Origin of the sequence: Clostridium drakei, assembly GCF_000633595.2 — a bacterium.
Classification (GTDB): domain Bacteria; phylum Bacillota; class Clostridia; order Clostridiales; family Clostridiaceae; genus Clostridium_AM; species Clostridium_AM drakei.
This window is the reverse complement of record NZ_JIBU02000059.1, coordinates 25,956-45,935: the sequence shown is the minus strand read 5'-3', so window position 1 is coordinate 45,935 and position 19,980 is coordinate 25,956. Positions and strand designations below refer to the sequence as shown.

Sequence of the window (19,980 nt, the reverse complement as noted above, 5' to 3'; positions counted from 1 at the left end):
AATTTCGAGCTTTAGAATAATTAAAACATTTAGCCGTGATGACACACTTAGCATATATCAGGGACTAAAAGTTAAAATCCAAACTTCCACTGCATCCTTGTGTCGCATTATGTTTATAATTTTCTTCTTCTAGCCCATACAACAATTCCTGCTATTAGAATTAGACCAGGTATAATAACAACTGTAAAAGCTGATGCTGTTAATCTGCTTAATGCACTTACTTGCAGTGTATAATTGTCTAGGGCTTTAGGTCTAACTGATATGCTGTCTTTTTTTCCTTGAGCCCAGCTGATTGAATTCATAAGAAAATCCAAGTTAGCATTATTACTTAAAGATATTACCTGTGAGTTAGTAAAGGTTGCATTAGCAACAACAACTAATCTTGTATCACTAACTTTAGGGTTGCTGGATTTATCAGTTACAGCTACAGCTATATTAAAAGGACCTGTTAAATCACCAGATTGCTTTTCCAATGTGTCACTCTTCAAATTAGTTTTACCCCAAGAATTGCTGGTAGTTGTAAGCAGTGGATCAATGGCTAATGAACTCTTTTTATTACTGGATATTTGTATACTTTGAGCACCAGGGATGAGCACTCTTAAATTGCCACTGATCAATGAAGTCAAAATGTCATGATTTTTTTGTTCAGGCAAAAGATATATAGGATTTTGAGAAACATAACTGCTGTCACCTTCAACTGAAACAGCTCTCTGTAGTGATACACCATAGCTATTTAGTACTGATTGAAAGTTTGGCAAATCATTTTCAGTTACATCCATTAAAAATAAAGCTTTACCACCTTTAGAAAGATAGTTTTTTATTGTAGTTGTTTCTGGCTGAGACAGATCTCTCTTTGGAGATATTACAAGTAATATTGAATCTTCTTTCATGCTAGCATCTTTAAGTGATAAATTAATAGATTGCACAGTATAATTTTCAAGGGATAACTGTTTCGATATTTCTGAAGAGACATCACCTTCCTCTTGACCTTGTAGTGTATATACAATAGTGCTTTTGTCAGAAGTAACATATAGTATTCCGGAAGTTATGTTTTGTTCTACTGCAAGAGATTGAATTGTTGAAGCAGATGGATTAGAAGTATCACTGGCACTGGAATTCAAAAAAGAATTTTGGTCTAAAACCTTAAATTTTGATCCATTTTCAACAACTATAGAACCAACATCAACTTTACTATTATCTTTATTAAATTTTTGAGCAAGCTGAGGATATTTTGAAGGATCTCTATACAGTATTTTAATGTGTTTTGAGTGAGCAGCATATTGATCCAAAATAGTTTTTACAGTATAGTTTTCCTGACCGGATTTATAAAATCCATATATTGTTACATCTTGCTTCAAGTTATCTAAAATTTTATAACTTTGATCGGACAAGGTAAACATTTTGTTCTTAGTTAAATCTTTATTCCAATTTAATTTTCCAATACCTAAATTTATTCCTATTAAAATAGCCAAAGCTAAAGCTAATGCTAGCACGGCTATGCTGCCTTTTTTAGATTTTTTATTATTAAAAAAATTTTTTATGTTTTTCATATGTTATTTCACCTCCCTAGCTCCATCTTCTTCTATCAATAACATTTATAGTTAGAAGTATGAAAAATACACAAAATGATATATAGTATGCTATTGAGCCTGCACTGAGCATACCCATATTAAAAGGTTCATAGCGTCTTATTAATGAAAACCAATCAACAAATTTTACTATAAAACCATCGTATAAACTTTTATTTTTTATATAAACTCCAACAACTATTAAAGAACCCACAACTAAAGTAGAGGCACTCATAATTATGTTTTGAGCATTATAATGTAAAAATAAGGCTATAATTAAAACTAAAATTTCTGCAAAGATAGCTCCAGACATAGTAGAAGTAGGCAATCCGCTGCCTATCCAGTCAAGTATCCATATTATAAACAAGGTACCAAAAGTAGCTATTGCAGCAGTAACTTGATTTTCAGTTAAAGCTGAAATAAAAATGCCTATTGAAATAAAGCAAAGTCCTACTAGAACAAAGCCTATATATGCACCAATGGTTTCGCCAACAGGAAAAGAGCCTAATTTTTTTAGTATTAAAGGATATATAAAAGTTATTATTACACCTATAAGAAAAACTATAGTAGATGCTAAAAATTTACCAACAACTATTTCCCATATTCTTAATGGTGAAGTTAATAGTAATTGATCTGTTTTTTCATGGGTTTCACTTGCAATTATCTTCATAGTTAAAATAGGTACAAGAAATAAAAATACAAATATCATTGAATACACTATATCAGTATAATATCCATTTCCAGGCATTAGATTTGATAACGTAAAAAATATCCCTGATATTAATAAAAAAACAAATAAAAAAATATAAGAAGCAGAAGAATGAAAATATGATTTTAATTCTTTACTTAATATTTGCAGCATTAGAAGATACCTCCTTTGATTCATCTGTTACTTCTAAGAATATTTCCTCTAAGGTTAGATTTAATGGTTTCATCATAAGTAAAGGAATATTTGCTTTGCTAAAGATATTAAATAAGTCTTCTCGCAAATCATAATCCTCTTTACCTTCAACTATCAGATCTATAGTATTAGGTTCTTTAATACCATCATCAGTTATAGAATTAATATAAGGTATACCCTTTATAACTTCATCTGCTTCAGCTTTTGAACTCTTTATCCTTAAGGCTATCTTTGTTCCACAGCTTAGCTTATGGGATAAATCTTCAGGAGTACCTTCTGCAACAATAGAGCCTTTATTTATAATTATGACTCTATCACATATTGCACTTACTTCTGAAAGTATGTGGGAACTCAAAATGATTGTATGCTCTTTTCCAAGTTTTGATATTAAGTCTCTAATTTCAATAATTTGTTTTGGATCTAATCCCACAGTTGGTTCATCCAATATAAGAACTTCAGGATTTCCCACTATAGCTTGTGCAAGGCCAACTCTCTGTTTATAACCTTTAGAAAGATTTTTAATAAGCCTTTTACGCACATCGCTCAATTTGATTGATTCTAAAATTACATCTATATGTTCTTTGATCTTGTCTTTTTCAACCTTCTTAAGCTTGCTTACAAAATTTAAATATTCTTCAACGGTCATATCCATATATAGAGGAGGGATTTCTGGTAAATATCCTATTCTCTTTTTTACCTGAACTGGATTTTTTAATATATCAAATCCATCTATTAACACTGAACCTTTTGTAGCAGATATGTAGCCAGTTATTATGTTCATGGTGGTGGATTTTCCTGCACCATTTGGACCTAAAAGACCAACAATTTCACCTTTCTCTATTTTCAAGCTAATGTTTTCTATAGCTGTATGATCACCATAAAATTTTGATAGGTTATCAATTTTTATCAATATTATCACCTCTCAGTATTTTTACTCCACTTGAAATTTATAACAAATCAATATGTCATTTCTATGGCGATTTAATTACAAAACTGTAAATTTATTGTTAACAAGTGCATTTGTTAGATTTTTACTATCATAATACCTAATAAAAATATGCTACTTGAGTTATTGACATAAAAATATTAATTTTGGTATTATTTAAATAATTAAATTGTGTTTTGTTGATTTGTATTTATTTTTATATGTTTTTGTTATGTTTAGTTATGTTTAGATTTATTTTATGACATAATTATATATAAAAATTTCAAAATTAAAGACTGTTAATATTGTAAATGATTTTATAGTTTTTATAGAAACAGATAGGTGTTTGACAGATGCTGTACAAGCAGTAACAGGATGTTCATTAGGAAAGAGAAGGCTTAAGTGGGATTATGGGAAAATGGGTGCTAGTTTCATTGATATGAATACACAAATGTATGGTTGGAGCCTCATGGACTTTGGTGTGTTCAGAAAAAGGGCTTGGTATGGCAGCAATTAATTCAGCATTTAACAATTCTTCACAAGTTATGGATATTACAGGCAATCAAATAGGCAAATCAAATGATCCAGAAAAGTACAATGCCTTTAAAATATTAGAGCCAAATATGAAAGATAAGAAAGTAGCGGTTATTGGTCATTTTCCTGGTATTGACAAGCTTAATGAAATATGTGAGTTATCTATACTTGAAAGAGATCCTCAACCAGGTGACTATCCTGATTCTGCCTGTGAATATTTACTTCCAGAACAAGACTTTGTATTTATTACAGGGACAGCATTTACAAATAAAACAATGCCTAGACTGCTTCAACTATGTAAAAAAGCTGATATTGTTTTAGTAGGTCCAAGTGTGCCAATTTCTAAAATTCTATTTAATTATGGAGTTAAGCTTATAGCAAGCTTTGTTGTAGTTGAACAAGATCTAATTTGGAAGGCAGTTCAAGAAGGTAAAAAAATGAATATATTTAAAAGTGGAGGTGAAATGATATGTATTAATCTATAAGAAAGGTTGAAGTGGTTAGCTGCAACTTTATATCCAGAGGTTTATAAAGTTGACATAGTTAAAGAAGTAAAGGAATTTTATTCGTTTTTTTATCATATTAACATATCTGATGATGATGCAAAGGCATTATTAAAAAATTCAGCTAAATAGGCAATAGCTATGAAAGGATGTTAAATTATGAAAGAGGATAGTATTAAAATCACTCCTATAGGAATTGTTAAATCTGAAATAGAAGATACTAAAGTCATGCCACTAGGAGGAATTGCAGCTCAGATAGAAGTATTTCCTGAGTTTTCAGAAGCACTGGAATGCATTGAGGAGAGCTCACATTTATGGATTTTGTCATGGTTTAACGAAGCACCTCGGGATTTAATGAAGGTTGTACCTAAGAAAGTTGATCCTCTGTCGAAGGAGTTTGGTGTATTTGCAATTAGATGTCCTGCTAGACCCAATCCTATTGCATTAACTTTGGTGAAATTGGAAAAGGTTGAAGAAAAAGTACTTTATGTTACTGGATTAGATGCAGTTAATGGAACTAAAGTTTTAGATATTAAACCATATTTTAAGAATGATATAGTGTTAGCACATTATGGACCTAATATAGGTCATAGAAATGACAGCGCTTTGGAAGGGAAGGTCAAATAATATGCTTGATTTAAATAATAGTAAAACTAAAAAAGAAGCTCTTGATATATTGTTTGAAAAGTGTCATTTGCAGCATGAAATTGAAAAGACTTTAAAAAAGTGTTGTTTTTAGAGCATTAAGCTCTAAAAACAACACTTTCTTTACTAAACATATATCTTGCAAATAAAATCGATCCAATTATATATAATATCATCCAAGCAAATGTTATACCTATGTGTGTATAATTGTGTATTCCAACTAGAAATTCCTTCATAAGACAGGAAGCATTGGCAATAGGTATATTAAAAAAATAAGTTTCTATGCTTTTGCCATCCTTCATCATTGTTGCATAAACTAGTATCATTGCTACTATTGAAATAGGACTTAAATATGTTTGAGCTTCCTTTGAGGATTTTGCATAAATACTTATGGATAAACCTAAAGCTCCAAAAACCATCGTTAACATTATAGGTAAGATCATTATTAAAGCAATGGTTCCAACACCAATATTAACATTTTTTGCATTTTGAAAAATTCCCCCGGTTTGATTTATTGCAATAAGCAATCCTGCAATGTTTGCTAAGGATACTATAAGTCCCATTATGGTAATTGCAAGAAATTTACCCCAAAGTAAAGACATTCTGTTTGCCTTTGTAGTTAAAAGTGGCTCCAAAGTACCTCTTTCTTTTTCTCCTACGCCTAAATCTAATGCTGGTGCTACTGTATTACCTACACTTCCTAATATTAAAAGTAAAGGTACTACTACATTAAGCAGCAGCATTCCCATACCACTTTCCTTTTTTTCTATGGTATCCTGCACTACATTTATTGGATTTAATATTTTAGAATCAATATTTCTTTTTTCTAATCTTTTTGAAACTATATCCTTTGAATACTTTTCTATATAAGAATTTAATATTTCAGAAGCTTGTGTGCCATCACTGCTGGAGTTATCATAAGTTAATGTAATATTTTCATTCAAGTCTTTGTTTATATTTTCATCAAAGCCCTGTGGTATAGTTACTGCTGCTAAAATTTTACCATCTTTTACATCTTGTGCTATATTACTGGATTCCGTTATTTTAATATTTTTTTGTGATTTTAAAAAGGATTTAAAGTTACTGGTTCCTTTATCCACTATGGCTACTTTTAAATTATTTTGTACCTTTTTTTGACTATCATTGGTAGCGAGACCTATAACAAATGAAAGTATAGGCAAAATTAAAATTGGAATTAATATACTCATAATTATTGTTTTTTTATCTCTAAACATATCTAATAATTCTTTTTTTAGTACTATTTTTATAACATTATTTTTCATTTGAATCACCTACTAAATGCATAAATATTTCTTCCATATCATTATTGTTATATTTACTTTTTAAATTTTCTATGGTTCCTGTTTCTATAATTTTTCCTTTGTGAATTATTATAATTCTATCACAAAGTTTTTCCACTTCAGCCATGCTGTGACTTGAAAATATAACAGCTTTATTATCTAATTTGCACTTTTTTATGAAGTCCTGTACTATTCTAGATGCAGTAACATCAAGGCCTGATGTAGGTTCGTCAAATAACACTACGGAAGGGTTATGAACTATAGATCTAGCTATAGAAATTTTTTGTTTCATTCCTCTTGAAAATTTTCCTACTCTTCTATCTAAATATTCTTCCATTTCAAGATTTTTAGCTAAATATTTTATACTTTCTATAGTTTCTTCTTTTGACATACCATTAAGTTCTGCAAAATAGCGTATATTTTCTCTTCCAGTTAATCTGTCATAAAGTCCAACTTCTCCACCAAAAAGTATTCCTATTTCTCCTCTTACATTTTCAGAATCTTTGTTTACATCATAATTATTTATTAAGGCTGTACCTGATGTTGGCCTCAGCATAGTTGCTAGCATTCTAAGAGTAGTTGTTTTTCCTGCTCCATTTTCTCCTAAAAGTCCAACTATTTCTCCATTATTAACTTCAAAGTTAATATTGTCTACAGCTGAAATATTTTTAAATATTTTAGTTAATGCCTGAACTTTGATCATTGTCTTGCCTACCTTTCTTTTATACTAATAACTTATATTTCTCATATATAATTTTCATTTAATGTGATTAAATTGATAATGTTAAGTTAATAATCATTATAATATTAACTATTGCTTGCAAAATAAATATTTAGACGACAACTTATACTTTTTATTGTACCAGTTGTCATATTTTAAGTATTAGAATTTATTCATAAATACCATTATAGCTATTAGAAACGTAAAAACAAGTAATTGTAATGCAAAATTTACAATAATTTATGATAAAATACAATAGAATACATTTATGTAATTATATTATGTTGATCTTTACGAATACTTGAAATTTAATAATGTTATTAGATTTAAGTTGCTATATATGGTTAACTATTCTTATATTATGTAAATTAATTTCTAAAGTAAACTAAATAATACAAAAACTTTCAAAAATTTAATTTGTGTGACATAATATAATAGACATCAAAGGGGGAGAAAGTATGGTAGCAATGAATGCAGTAGGAAGTGTATTAAGTATAGTTATTATGATATCTATTGGATATATATTGACTTCAAAAAAGTGGCTGGATGAAAAAATATCTAAGGTTTTTGCAAAGTTAGTTTGTAACTTAGCATTACCTTGTCTTATGTTATCGGATTTAATGAGCAATTTTGATAAAGAAAAACTAGGTCATTTGGCTAAAGGTTTAATAATTCCTTTTTTATCAATGGCACTATGCTACTTAATAGCTATAGTTGTAAGTAAAATAATAAAGGTGAAAAAAGGTAGAGTAGGTACCTTTAGATCCATGTTCTTTGTTTCAAATTCAATTTTTATTGGGCTTCCAGTAAATATGGCTCTTTTTGGAAGCAAAAGTGTTCCTTATGTTTTACTGTACTATATAGCAAATACTACATTTTTTTGGACCATTGGAGCTTATGGAATTTGTAAAGATGGACAAACTTCTAATGGAAACTCTGCATCAGGTATATTTTCCATGGAAACAGTGAAAAGGATAATGTCACCTCCTTTAATGGGATTTATAGTATCCATTGTACTTATACTACTTGATGTTAAATTACCTAAATTCATATTGGATACTTGTAAATATATGGGCAATCTTACAACGCCTTTATCCATGCTATTTATAGGTATAACTATTTATTCTGTTGATAAAAGTGAAATAAAAATAAGCAGGGATATGATAGCTATAATTTTAGGAAGATTTCTAATATCTCCATTATTGATCTTTGTTATGGCTTATTATTATCCAGTACCTTTGTTGATGAAACAAGTATTCGTAATACAAGCAGCTATGCCGGTTATGACAAATACAGCCATAGTAGCTAGAGCCTATAATGCAGATCATAAATATGGTACAGTAATGACTGTAATTACTACAGTATTAAGTTTATTGTTTATACCATTGTACATGGTTTTTATTTAGATAAAATAAAAAATGTTATTTTTTCATTTTAATATTTGAATTTAAATAGGCTAACGGAGTCTATAATTTTTATAGACAATTTGAATTAAAAATTGCATTTAAGCATGTGATCTATAAAATGTTTTTAACAGAAAAAAGAATTAAAAAAATCATAAATTTAAAAAATGATTTTTTTAATTCAAGTGAATTTTAGATAATATATACATACATCAAATTTTTTATATTCAAAACAATAATATATCAAGTGAGTCTTATAAAAGCTTATTCAGGTGCGTAGTAGTGCTTATCTCACAGTTAAGTAGAGAGACAAAATCTATGATTTTCTGCGAATCACTTACTCCTTGGATACTAGTATGAGGAGTTTCATACAAAGAAGGCGGTGGTATTAGCAATGTTATGGATGAAATAAAAAATATTTTTTGAAAATTTAAAAAAGCTATTGACAAATATAAAATTAAAACTTATGATATGTGACATAGCAGTTTTTAAGAATACGAAAGATAAAAAATTTGGACAATAAAAAAACTGTTGACAAGTTCAAAAAAATATAGTAGATTATAAAAAAGGTTTCAACGAGAAACTTAAAATTAAATGCTATGATATGGGAAGAGTAAATAGTGAAAGATTTTTTAGAGAGTGAGGGTAGGTGAAAGCTCACAAATTGGAAGCTGTTGAAAATCACCCAGGAGCAGCGAGCTGAAATTAGTAAGCTATGCCGGCGTGAAGTCGTTATTAAAATTAAGTTATAAATATGGGTGGTAACGCGATCAAACCTCGCCCCAAATGGGAAGAGGTTTGATTTTTTTTATACTTTTTTCTGTATAAAAAATGCATATGACCTAAAATTATACATAAAAAGGGGTGCTATAAATGAAAAACAAATTTGCAAGTAGAATGAAGGGCGATGGTCCAAGTGAATCAGATGAGAGTATAGCTCTTATAATGAAACTAACTGGGATGCCTGATGTAATATCTTTTGCAGGGGGGTTACCAGCTGGGGAGCTGTTTCCCATAGAGGAAATGAAAGAAGTTTCAAAAAAGGTATTAGAGCAAGATGGAAAAAATGCTCTTCAATATAGTTCCACAGAGGGGCAGATGGAACTAAGAGAAGCAATTGCAGATCAAATTATGAAAGCTTCAGGAGTAGAAACTAAAGCAGAAAACATACTAGTAACTTGTGGTTCACAACAAGCTTTAGAGTTCTCAGGAAGAATTTTCTTAGATAAAGATGATGTAGTTATTTGCGAAAGTCCAAGTTATTTAGGAGCAATAATGGCATTTAAAGCTTATGGTCCTAAATTTGTAGAAGTAGCAATGGATGAAGATGGAATGATCATGGAAGATCTAGAAAAAGCTTTAAAAGAAAATCCAAAAGCAAAATTCATATATACAGTTCCAGATTTTCAAAATCCAACAGGAAGAACTCTTCCAGTAGAGAGAAGAAAGAAAATGGTAGAACTTGCTGAAAAATATGATGTACTTATATTAGAGGATAATCCTTATGGAAACTTAAGATTTGAAGGAGAAAGACTATCAGCTATAAAGAGTTTTGATAAAAGTGAACATGTAATTTATCATGGAACTTTTTCTAAAATATTTTGTCCAGGACTTAGACTTGGATGGGTTTGTACAAATGATAAGGAAACCTTCAATCAATATGTTTTAGTTAAACAATCTGTAGATCTTCAAACTAATACAATGTCACAAAAAGAAACAGCATTATATATGAAGATGTATGACATCAATGAAAATGTAAAGAAAATAAATAAAGTTTATAAGGTAAGAAGAGACTTAATGATAAAGACTATGGAAGAGGAGTTTCCTAAGAATTGTTCCTTTACACATCCAGAAGGAGGACTTTTCATATGGGTAACTTTACCCGAAGAAATGGATGCTTCTAAAGTGTTAATGAAAGCTATGGATGAAAAGGTTGGATTTGTACCAGGTGTAGCTTTTTATGCAAATGAAACACATAAGAATAATTTCAGACTTAACTTTTCAAGTATGCAGGATGAAAAAATAGTAGAAGGAATTAAGAGACTAGGTAAAGTTTTAAAAGAATTTTAGCTCTAGGTGCCTTCAAAGGGCACCTACAAAAAATTTTTTAAACTTTTACAGTAAATAAATTCAATAAATTCAAAAATATTATAATTAAAGAGGAAATTTAGGAGGAATATAAAATGGAAAGATTAAAGGTTTATTATGATAAGGATGCTAATTTAGAATTATTAAAGGGAAAAACAGTAGCTGTTATAGGTTATGGAAGTCAAGGTCATGCTCATTCTTTAAATTTAAAGGAAAGTGGAGTAGATGTAGTAGTAGGTTTATATAAGGGAAGTAAATCATGGAAGATAGCAGAAGAAGCAGGTCTTAAAGTAATGGAATCTGCTGATGCTGTGAAGGCAGCAGATTTTGTAATGATGCTAGTTCCAGATGAAAAACAAAGCAAACTTTATAAAGAAAGTGTAGAACCAAATCTTACAGAAGGAAAAGTATTGATGTTTGCTCATGGATTTAACATTCATTTTAATCAAATAGTTCCACCAGCAAATGTAGATGTTATTATGGTAGCACCAAAAGGACCAGGACATCTTGTAAGAAGAGAATATCAACAGGGAAAAGGAGTACCTTGCTTAATTGCAATGCATCAAGATTATAGTGGAAAAGCTATGGACTATTCACTTGCATATGCAAAAGGTATAGGTGGAACAAGAGCAGGAGTACTTAAAACTACTTTTAAAGATGAAACTGAAACAGATTTATTTGGAGAACAAGCAGTACTTTGTGGAGGAGTAACAGAACTTATAAAAGCAGGCTTTGAAACTTTAGTTGATGCAGGTTATGCTCCTGAAAATGCATATTTTGAATGTCTTCATGAAATGAAACTAATTGTAGATCTTATGTATGAAGGTGGCTTAAGCCGTATGAGATATTCTATAAGTGATACTGCTGAATATGGAGATTATTGTGTAGGAAAGAGACTTATAACAGAGGAAACAAGAAAAGAAATGAGACAAGTTTTAAAGGAAATACAAGATGGAACATTTGCAAAGAACTGGCTTCTTGAAAATCAGGTTAACAGACCATCTTTCTATGCTAAGAGAAGGCAAGAACAAAATCAACTCATTGAAACAGTTGGAAAAGAATTAAGAGCCATGATGCCATGGGTTCAAAGTAAATAATAAATTTTAAGGGGGCTATCATTATGAAGTTAAAGGGTGCACAGGTACTATTGGAATGTATAAAAGAACAGGGTATAGACACAATATTTGGTTATCCAGGTGGTGCAGTTCTACCAATTTATGATGCCCTGTATTCTACAGAAGGATTAACTCACATACTAACTGCTCATGAACAAGGGGCAACTCATGCAGCAGATGGGTATGCAAGATCCACAGGTAAAATAGGGGTTGTAATCACAACCTCTGGGCCTGGAGCTACAAATGCAGTTACAGGTATTGCTACAGCTTATAGGGATTCAGTGCCTTTAGTAGTGTTTACAGGACAGGTACCTCAGAGTCTTTTGGGAAAGGATTCATTTCAAGAAGTAGATATTACTGAAATTACAGTACCTATAACAAAAGAAAATTATATAGTTACAGATCCAGATAAACTTACAGATACAATAAGAAGAGCATTTAAAGTAGCAAGCAGTGGGCGTCCAGGTCCAGTAGTTGTAGATTTGCCTAAAGATATTCAGGTGGCTGAAATTGAATATGAACATGTTGTAAATAACCAGGGGGCTTTAAATAGAGAAAAAGAACAAATAGATGAAGATGCTATAAATAAAGCATTAGATATGATTAAAAATAGCCAGAAACCTGTAATATATGCTGGTGGAGGAGTTGTAATATCAGGGGCAAACGTAGAATTGAGGGAATTTTCAGAAAAAATAGATGCGCCTGTATCATGTTCGCTTATGGGAATGGGGGCTTTTCCAGGAGATCATGAAAACTATATGGGTATGCTAGGTATGCATGGAAGTCATTGTTCAAATTATGCAGTAACTAAATGTGACCTTTTAATTGCAGTAGGTGCTCGTTTCAGTGATCGTGTAATAAGCAAGGTAGAAGCTTTTGCACCTAATGCAAAAATAATTCATATTGATATTGACCCTAAAGAATTTGGAAAAAATGTAGATATAAATTTAGCAGTAAAAGGTGATATAAAAGAAGTTTTAACTTTGCTAAATGAGAAACTTGAAAAGCAAGAACATGAAGAATGGCTTTCTCAAATTAGCAAATGGAAAGATATAAAACCTATAAATGCTCCAGTTGGAAGCTTGAGTCCAAAATTTATAATAGAAAAGCTTTATGAACTTACAAAAGGGGATTGTATCATAACTACAGAAGTAGGTCAAAATCAAATATGGGCTGCACAATATTTTAAATATTTGAAGCCAAGAACTTTTGTATCTTCTGGCGGACTTGGAACTATGGGCTTTGGTCTGGGTGCAGCAATTGGGGCAGCTATAGGCAATCCAGATAAAAAGGTTATAAACATAGCAGGTGATGGAAGCTTTAAAATGAATTCTACAGAATTAGCAACTGTAGCAAAATATCAAGTACCTATGGTTCAATTAGTACTTAATAATCAAGCTTTAGGTATGGTACATCAATGGCAGGATTTATTTTATCAAGGAAGATTCTGCAATACAAAATTGGGGCCTGATGTAGATTTTGTGAAGCTTGCAGCTGCTTATGATATAGAAGCATTTAAAATAACTGAAGATTCACAAGTAGAAGATGCACTTAAAAAGGCATTGAGTATGAACAAACCAGTGTTGATAGAGTGTGCTATAAATAGAGATGAAAAGGTATTCCCAATAGTACCTCCAGGAGCACCTATAAATGAAAGTATTGGATAAAGATATGATTAATTTATACAGTGAAAAACATTTTAAATGAGTGATATAAAAATATTGCGACTTAAGCGTATGTAAAGCGAAGTAACTTTCAACTGTATTCCGGCTGATATATGCTGTGAAGGAAAACTCACTTCATTAAGAAGTTATAATGCTTGAGATATTGAAAAATTTTTACCTCCTCAAATGCGACGTCCTGTCGCTTTTGGAGCTTTTGCCGTCCTGGCAAAAATTACGAAATTTTTCAATATCTCAAGCAAAGAACTTCTAAAATTTGTTTGCATCTTCCTTAACAGCATATATCACGGAGTAAAAGTTAAAATCCAAACTTTCACTGCATTTTTGCGTCGCAATGTGTTTAAAATGCTCAATAAACAATAACTATATGCCAAATTAATGCTTAATCAGGTATATATCTATCAGTATTTTTTATGTAATTTTCATAAATGTACTGGAAGCCTTCTTCTTTTACTTTAGATAAAATTTCAGATCTTTTTTTACGCATATTTAAGAAGCCATCGTGAATACGGGGATTACCTTTTATTGCATCCTTTAAATCCTTATTAAAAAGCTTAATTTTATTTTGTCTTTCAAGTTCATGTAAAAGTGAAAGGCCTTTAACATTGTTTGCAAGTACTACGGAAACTCCACGTTCATCCATTAAATCTTCAGATATTTTCCAGAAATCCCCCATAGTTATATCACCAGTGCGTGGAACAGCTGCAAATTTGCAGTTGTAGCAGGATAAGTTTGAATAAAGATCACATATGAAGCCATGGAAAAATGGATCTTGTCTCGTAATACATTCATAAGACTTCATCTTATCTATATTTATTTTTACTTTGTACTTTGACCAGCCATTACTTTTATCTCTAAAGGTATATGAATTTACTTTATGTCCTTTAGCAATGGAATTTATGTATTCATCAAATATGATTTTAGAAGGAACACCATGACACAGTACATCTGCTGTAAATAAATTTTCACTTTTAGTAAAAGTTTTTAATGCAGCTACTTGGCAAGGGGTACCTGTAAATAACACTTTTCTGCCTTGATTTTCAACTAAGTCTACAATTGTTGAATAAATAGTATCTAAATTGCTTTGAATATATTTTGAACTTCTAAGCTTTGAAAGATCATCTTTATTATCTATACATATATGCTTTACAGTTAAATTTTCTCCCCAGGCAGCACCAGATACAATACCACTTTCTTCAATGAAGCTTTCTGCAATTTCAGTAAAAATTCCACCAGAAGAGCTTGCAAGCCTTGTAGTATCATTTGTAGAAAAGGCAGCATAAGTTTTTATTTCTTCTTTTGTAAAATTATTTGACTCAAAGCTTATAACAGGACAATTTTTAGAGCAAAGACCACAATTTACACACTTATCTTCTATAATTTCTGGCTTAAAAAATCCTTCCTCAGAAATTTTCATTTCAATTACATTAAATTTACAAGCATTAGCACATCCAAAACAGCTTGTACATTTTTCTATGCCTATAACTTTAATTGCAGGAAGTTTACTATTGATATTATCATTATTAATCATTTATAGTTCTTAGTGGTTCAGTGTATAATAAGTACTAAACTCACTAAAGTATTCACTTCCTTTCTCTACATTCTTTAAAATTTTTATATAATAGAGTATTAATTTTATTCACATTACTAATTTGAAAACATTTTCATACTAGTTGGATAAATGAAACAATTTTTATAAAGTTCATTGTTTTCTTATTTCCTAGAGTATCTTGATATAGGTTGAAAAGTTATTCTAGTTTTGAAATTATTTTTGTAATACCTACTACATGCTCCCCAAGAGATTTTAAATCCTCATCAGTAAGAGAAGATATTCTTTTAGCTAAATTAATTTTAATTATTTCTTCTTGTTCTTTTATAAAATCGTAAGCTTTATCTGTTAATTCAATTCTAAGGATTCGTCTATCGTTTTCATCATTATACCTACTAAGCATTCCTTCATCAATTAACTTATCGATGATTGGAGTCATATTAGGCTTTGATATCGTAAGTTTTTTTGCCACTTCAGAAATGGAAGATGTTCCTGTACGAGCAAGGTAAATTATAACCCTAAAATGAGAATGGGGTATGGGAAGAGTCTTTGAAATATCGTTTGGATGAAAAATTTTACTATGTAAATATAACATTAAATTATATAAGTTTCCGGATATATTATTTAGTTGATCATTATCCATTTTATCCTCCATAGGTAAATAATATAATTTCCTATATTATAATACATTTATAATTATTATACAATATGAAAAGTTATATTAATATAAAAGTTATTGACATATAAAAATTATCATAATATAATAGTTATAAAATCATAACTAAATTATAGTTGGAGGTATATTAAGATGTATTTGTAATTAGTTATTGAAAAATTTAAAGAATAAAGAAGAAACTAAATAAAATTATAAAAATAGAATGGAGAAATGAGTTTAATGTTAAAAATAATAAAACATTTAAAACCTTTTATAACATCCATAGTTGTAGTGGTATGCCTTTTGTTTGTACAAGCGGTATGCGATTTATCACTACCAGACTATATGTCCAATATTGTTAATGTAGGGATTCAACAAGGGGGAGTGGAAAATGCAGTTCCAAGTGTAATTCGTAAAAGTGAACTTGATAAACTTAAATTATTTATGAATGAAAATGAGAAAAAAGAAATAGATGAAAATTATGTTCTTTTAAATAAGGAAAATCTTTCTCAAAGTGAGTTAGATGACTATTTAAAGGATTATCCAAAGCTTGATAAAGAGGCACTTTATAAGTTAAATACAAAAAATAAAAATACAATTAGTGAACTTAATAATATTTTTGGGAAACCCATATTAATTACGCAGGGAATTGAAAAAGGTGGAATATCTGCTTTGAACTCTAGTATGTCAGGAAGTAAAGAAAGCAAACCACAAACAAAGCTTCCAGCAAATACAGATCCTTTTGTAATAATTTCTAAGTTGCCACAAGGTCAAATAAGTGCAATAAAGGAAAAGTCAGATGAAAAATTTAAGGATATGCCAGGTAGTATGATAACCCAATCAGCAGTCAGTTTTATTCATAATGAATATAAAGTTATAGGAATAAATACAGACAAGCTTCAATCTAATTACATTTTTGTGGCTGGGGCGAAAATGCTTCTTCTAGCTTTAGTTAGTATGATTGCTACAGTAATAGTTAGTTTATTAGCAGCAAGAGTAGCAGCAGGATTAGGAAAAGATCTTAGAAAAAAAGTATTTAGAAAAGTTACAAGTTTTACTAATACAGAATTTGATAAATTTTCAACAGCTTCTTTAATCACAAGAAGTACAAACGATATTCAGCAAGTGCAAACACTTATGGTTATGCTGCTCAGAATAGTATTTTATGCACCAATATTAGGTATAGGTGGGGTTATTAAGGTGCTTAACACAGATCTTTCTATGGGATGGATCATAGCAGTTGCAGTTATGGCCATTTTAACTTTAGTTATTATCTTATTTAGTATAGCTTTGCCTAAGTTTAAGAGTGTACAAAAGCTAGTAGATAAGATTAATTTAATAACTCGTGAATCTTTAACAGGTATGCTAGTAATTCGTGCCTTTAATAATGAAAGATATGAAGAAAGTAAATTTGAAAAAGCAAATAAGGACTTAACAAAAACAAATTTATTTATAAGTCGTTTGATGACATTAATGATGCCATTAATGATGTTCATAATGAATGGAGTTTCTTTACTTATAATTTGGATTGGATCCCATCAGGTTGATATGGGACGTATACAAGTTGGTGATATGATGGCATTCATGCAGTATACAATGCAAATAATTATGGCATTTTTGATGATTTCTATGGTATCAATTATGCTTCCACGAGCTTCCGTGTCAGCTCAGCGTATAGCAGAAGTTTTAGATACTGAAGTTACAATTACTGATTTAGAAGAAACTAAAAAGTTCTCTTTAGACATGAAGGGCTATGTTGAATTTAAAAATGTTAGCTTTAGATATCCAGGGGCAGAAGAAGATGTACTTTCAAATATTAGTTTTACAGCAAAACCAGGGGAAACTACAGCCTTTATTGGAAGTACAGGAAGTGGAAAATCAACATTAATAAATTTAATTCCACGTTTTTATGATGCAATAGGTGGAGAAATATTGATAGATGGTACTAATGTTAAAGAAGTATCTCAAAAGGAATTGAGAGAAAAAATTGGTTATGTACCACAAAAGGGAGTTTTATTTTCAGGTACCATAGAAAGTAATATTAAATATGGTAAGGAAAATGCAACTAAAGAGGAAATAATAAAAGCATCAGAAATAGCTCAAGCTATAGAATTTATTAATACTAGACCTGAAACCTTTAATACAGAAATATCACAAGGTGGTGCTAATGTTTCAGGAGGACAAAAACAAAGGCTTTCAATTGCTCGTGCCCTTGCTAAGAAACCTGAAATATTCATTTTTGATGATAGTTTTTCAGCTCTTGATTTTAAGACTGATGCAGCATTACGTAAGGCTCTTAAAAATGAAATTTCAGCAAGTACTATTATAATGGTTGCACAGAGAATAAGTACAATAATGAATGCAGATAAAATCATTGTACTTGATGAGGGAAAAATAGTAGGAACTGGTACTCACAAGGAGCTTATGGAAAATTGTGAGGTTTATAAGCAAATTGCTTTATCTCAACTTTCAAAGGAGGAACTTTCAGCATGAGTGATAGAAAAATAGAAAATAAGAGACAAGGTGGCTTTGGCGGTGGTCATATGGGAGGTATGGGAAATGGTGAAAAGGCGAAGAATTTCAAAACTACTATGAATAAATTGTTGCAATACTTAAAACCATATAGGTTATCAATAATTATTGTAATTATTTTTGCAATAGGAAGTGCAGCTTTTTCTATAATAGGTCCTAAAATTTTAGGTAAGGCAACGACCAAGCTCTTTGAAGGATTGGTAAATAAGGTAATGGGGGTAGAAGGTGCAGCCATTGACTTTAGTTATATAGGGTATATTGCAATCTTGCTTCTTGTATTATATATTGTTAGTGCTGTGTTTTCAATTATACAAGGATATATAGTCTCAGGAGTAGCACAAAAGGTATCTTATAATTTCAGAAAAGAAATTGATGAAAAGATTAATCGTATGCCACTTAAGTACTTTGATAAGAAGACACATGGAGAAGTACTATCTAGGATTACTAATGATGTAGATACTGTGAGTCAATCATTAAATCAAAGTATGTCACAAATAATAACATCAGTTGTTACAATAATAGGTGTATTAATTATGATGTTATCAATAAGTTGGCAAATGACGTTAGTTGCACTTTTAATATTGCCAGTATCAATGATTTTAATTACATGGGTAATAAAAAAATCACAAAAGTATTTTAAATCTCAACAGGAATATTTAGGACATGTTAATGGACAAGTAGAAGAAATTTATAGTGGTCATAATATAGTAAAAGCTTTTAATAGAGAAGAGGAAGCGGTTAAAAACTTTGAAGAAGTTAATGATATACTTTATAGTTCAGCGTGGAAATCTCAATTTTTATCTGGGATGATGATGCCAATTATGACTTTCATTGGTAATATAGGTTATGTAGCTGTATCCATTTTAGGTGGATGGCTTGCAATAAAGAAAACTATTGAAGTTGGAGATATTTTATCCTTTGTTCAGTATGTTAGAAGTTTTACACAGCCAATATCTCAAGTAGCTCAAATAGCTAATGTACTTCAATCCACAGCAGCTGCTGCAGAAAGGGTTTTTGAATTTTTAGAAGAGGAAGAAGAAGTAAAAGAATCAGAAAATCCAGTTAAACTTCAAGAGGTTAAAGGGGAAGTTACTTTTAAGGATGTTCAATTTGGATATAACTCTGATAAAATGATAATAAATAATTTCGGAGCTCATATTAAACCTGGTCAAAAAGTAGCTATAGTAGGACCAACTGGAGCAGGAAAGACCACAATAGTTAAACTTTTAATGCGTTTTTATGATTTAAATAGTGGATCTATATTAATTGATGGACATGATATAAAAGATTTTACTAGAGAAGATTTGCGTAGTATGTTTGGTATGGTACTTCAAGATACTTGGTTATTTAATGGTGAAATAATGGAGAATATACGTTATGGTAAACTTGATGCTTTGGATAAAGACGTTGTTGAAGCAGCTAAGTCAGCTCATGTTCACCATTTTGTAAAAACCTTGCCAAAGGGATATAACATGGAATTAAATGAAGAAGCAAGCAATGTATCTCAAGGACAAAAGCAGCTATTAACCATTGCTCGTGCACTTTTAAAAGATCCTAAAATATTAATACTTGATGAAGCTACAAGTTCTATTGATACTCGTACAGAGGTGCTTATTCAAAAGGCTATGGAAAACCTAATGAAAGGAAGAACAAGCTTTATTATTGCTCATAGATTATCAACAATACGTGATGCAGATTTGATACTTGTAATGAATGATGGAGATATTGTAGAACAAGGTAGTCATCAAGAATTATTAGAGGCAAATGGTTTTTATGCTTCACTTTACAATAGTCAATTTGAAAATGCTTATGCCTCATAATTAAAATAAGTATTAATATGTAGTTAATCGAAAAAATG

Annotated in this window: 17 protein-coding genes and 1 other annotated feature; of the genes, 10 read left to right on the top strand and 7 right to left on the bottom strand. The window is 30.4% G+C overall.

Annotated features, from left to right (window positions below; all coding sequences use genetic code 11):
• Positions 1–113: 113 nt before the first annotated feature.
• Genes EG57_RS0222715 through EG57_RS0222705 form a run of 3 tightly spaced genes read right to left on the bottom strand, consistent with a single transcriptional unit; the run spans position 114 to position 3,388 of the window.
• Positions 114–1,550: a GldG family protein gene (locus tag EG57_RS0222715; RefSeq protein ID WP_032079375.1), complete on the bottom strand. Its 1,437-nt coding sequence runs from the start codon at positions 1,548–1,550 to the stop codon at positions 114–116.
• Positions 1,551–1,566: 16 nt separating this feature from the next.
• Positions 1,567–2,430: an ABC transporter permease gene (locus EG57_RS0222710; RefSeq protein WP_032079374.1), complete on the bottom strand. Its 864-nt coding sequence runs from the start codon at positions 2,428–2,430 to the stop codon at positions 1,567–1,569.
• The gene (locus EG57_RS0222705; RefSeq protein WP_242859915.1) at positions 2,411–3,388 is read right to left on the bottom strand and encodes an ABC transporter ATP-binding protein; all 978 of its coding nucleotides are present in this window, start codon (positions 3,386–3,388) and stop codon (positions 2,411–2,413) included. Before EG57_RS0222705 ends, EG57_RS0222710 begins: the two co-directional genes overlap by 20 nt.
• 280 nt (positions 3,389–3,668) lie before the next feature.
• On the opposite strand from EG57_RS0222705, the gene EG57_RS26085 reads away from it, so the two are divergent.
• From EG57_RS26085 to tsaA, 4 genes are read left to right on the top strand one after another with little or no spacing between them, the layout of a single operon-like run.
• Positions 3,669–3,911, top strand: coding sequence for a formylmethanofuran dehydrogenase subunit E family protein (locus EG57_RS26085; protein ID WP_084572305.1), 243 nt, complete (start codon positions 3,669–3,671; stop codon positions 3,909–3,911).
• The gene (locus EG57_RS0222700; RefSeq protein ID WP_052038054.1) at positions 3,898–4,413 is read left to right on the top strand and encodes a Rossmann-like domain-containing protein; all 516 of its coding nucleotides are present in this window, start codon (positions 3,898–3,900) and stop codon (positions 4,411–4,413) included. The genes EG57_RS26085 and EG57_RS0222700 overlap by 14 nt, the downstream gene beginning before the upstream one ends.
• Before the next feature lie 6 nt (positions 4,414–4,419).
• The gene (locus tag EG57_RS26600) at positions 4,420–4,563 is read left to right on the top strand and encodes a hypothetical protein (RefSeq protein WP_161782735.1); all 144 of its coding nucleotides are present in this window, start codon (positions 4,420–4,422) and stop codon (positions 4,561–4,563) included.
• A 27-nt stretch (positions 4,564–4,590) separates the two neighbouring features.
• On the top strand, positions 4,591–5,058 hold the full coding sequence (gene tsaA / locus EG57_RS0222695) for a tRNA (N6-threonylcarbamoyladenosine(37)-N6)-methyltransferase TrmO (protein ID WP_052038053.1): 468 nt from the start codon (positions 4,591–4,593) through the stop codon (positions 5,056–5,058).
• Between the two features lie 116 nt (positions 5,059–5,174).
• Here tsaA and EG57_RS0222690 read toward each other — a convergent pair whose 3' ends face one another.
• Positions 5,175–6,359 carry an ABC transporter permease gene (locus EG57_RS0222690; protein ID WP_032079372.1) on the bottom strand — a complete coding sequence of 395 codons (1,185 nt, stop codon included), beginning with the start codon at positions 6,357–6,359 and terminating at the stop codon, positions 5,175–5,177.
• Positions 6,349–7,080 carry an ABC transporter ATP-binding protein gene (locus tag EG57_RS0222685; RefSeq protein WP_032079371.1) on the bottom strand — a complete coding sequence of 244 codons (732 nt, stop codon included), beginning with the start codon at positions 7,078–7,080 and terminating at the stop codon, positions 6,349–6,351. The genes EG57_RS0222690 and EG57_RS0222685 overlap by 11 nt, the downstream gene beginning before the upstream one ends.
• A 476-nt stretch (positions 7,081–7,556) precedes the next feature.
• On the opposite strand from EG57_RS0222685, the gene EG57_RS0222680 reads away from it, so the two are divergent.
• The 4 genes from EG57_RS0222680 (at position 7,557) to ilvB (ending at position 13,371) form a co-directional block, all read left to right on the top strand.
• A complete protein-coding gene (locus EG57_RS0222680; RefSeq protein WP_032079370.1) occupies positions 7,557–8,504 on the top strand; it encodes an AEC family transporter in 948 nt (315 codons plus the stop codon).
• Positions 8,505–9,091: 587 nt separating this feature from the next.
• Positions 9,092–9,289: a binding site (T-box leader), on the top strand.
• A gap of 85 nt (positions 9,290–9,374) precedes the next feature.
• A complete protein-coding gene (locus EG57_RS0222675) occupies positions 9,375–10,571 on the top strand; it encodes an aminotransferase-like domain-containing protein (protein ID WP_032079369.1) in 1,197 nt (398 codons plus the stop codon).
• Between the two features lie 113 nt (positions 10,572–10,684).
• Positions 10,685–11,686 carry a ketol-acid reductoisomerase gene (gene ilvC / locus EG57_RS0222670; protein ID WP_032079368.1) on the top strand — a complete coding sequence of 334 codons (1,002 nt, stop codon included), beginning with the start codon at positions 10,685–10,687 and terminating at the stop codon, positions 11,684–11,686.
• A 23-nt stretch (positions 11,687–11,709) separates the two neighbouring features.
• A complete protein-coding gene (gene ilvB, locus EG57_RS0222665; protein ID WP_032079367.1) occupies positions 11,710–13,371 on the top strand; it encodes a biosynthetic-type acetolactate synthase large subunit in 1,662 nt (553 codons plus the stop codon).
• 397 nt (positions 13,372–13,768) lie between these two features.
• Here the strand turns inward: ilvB and EG57_RS0222660 are convergent, their stop codons facing one another.
• Positions 13,769–14,917 (bottom strand): Coenzyme F420 hydrogenase/dehydrogenase, beta subunit C-terminal domain, encoded by a 1,149-nt coding sequence (locus EG57_RS0222660; protein WP_052038052.1) that lies wholly within the window; start codon positions 14,915–14,917, stop codon positions 13,769–13,771.
• A gap of 217 nt (positions 14,918–15,134) precedes the next feature.
• Entirely contained in the window at positions 15,135–15,578 is a 444-nt protein-coding gene (locus EG57_RS0222655; RefSeq protein WP_032079366.1) for a MarR family transcriptional regulator, read from the bottom strand.
• A 252-nt stretch (positions 15,579–15,830) separates the two neighbouring features.
• On the opposite strand from EG57_RS0222655, the gene EG57_RS0222650 reads away from it, so the two are divergent.
• Positions 15,831–18,083 carry an ABC transporter ATP-binding protein gene (locus EG57_RS0222650; RefSeq protein WP_032079365.1) on the top strand — a complete coding sequence of 751 codons (2,253 nt, stop codon included), beginning with the start codon at positions 15,831–15,833 and terminating at the stop codon, positions 18,081–18,083.
• Positions 18,080–19,942, top strand: a complete 1,863-nt coding sequence (locus tag EG57_RS0222645; protein ID WP_032079364.1) for an ABC transporter ATP-binding protein — start codon at positions 18,080–18,082, stop codon at positions 19,940–19,942. The genes EG57_RS0222650 and EG57_RS0222645 overlap by 4 nt, the downstream gene beginning before the upstream one ends.
• Positions 19,943–19,980: the final 38 nt, after the last annotated feature.